Origin of the sequence: Pseudomonas sp. 2822-17 (assembly GCF_002742485.1) — a bacterium.
In the GTDB taxonomy this organism is placed as follows: Bacteria; Pseudomonadota; Gammaproteobacteria; order Pseudomonadales; family Pseudomonadaceae; genus Aquipseudomonas; species Aquipseudomonas cyclaminis.
Genome location: NZ_LJRZ01000586.1, coordinates 1 through 364, shown reverse-complemented (window position 1 = coordinate 364; position 364 = coordinate 1). Strand labels below are relative to the sequence as shown.

Annotated in this window: 1 protein-coding gene; it reads right to left on the bottom strand. The window is 38.7% G+C overall.

What is annotated here, in order from left to right:
• Positions 1–310 (bottom strand): serine O-acetyltransferase (locus AOA60_RS34825; RefSeq protein ID WP_368731591.1); only part of this gene is annotated, 310 nt, incomplete at its 3' end.
• Positions 311–364 lie beyond the last annotated feature (54 nt).

The following is a 364-nucleotide window of genomic DNA, read 5'->3' as shown; positions in this document are numbered from 1 at the left end:
CTCCTTGGTATATTGTTACATTATCCCCAATTTCGCAAGTTTCCCCAATTACTACACCCATTCCATGATCAATGAAAAGCCTCTGCCCAATTTTTGCACCTGGGTGTATCTCTATCCCCGTAAAAAACCTTCCTACTTGAGAGAAAAAGCGTGCAATAAAGTACAATCTTTTTTTCCATAACCAATGTGAAAAACGGTGAAACCAAATAGCATGGAGTCCTGAATAATTAATTACCACTTCTATTCTTGTTCGCGCAGCTGGGTCCTGATCTAATACCACATCAATATCATTTTTTAATGTTCGAAACATATTAACGATTCCTCCCTCCCTCTACCCTATAGGTACTGTGCATCTATATTTGCC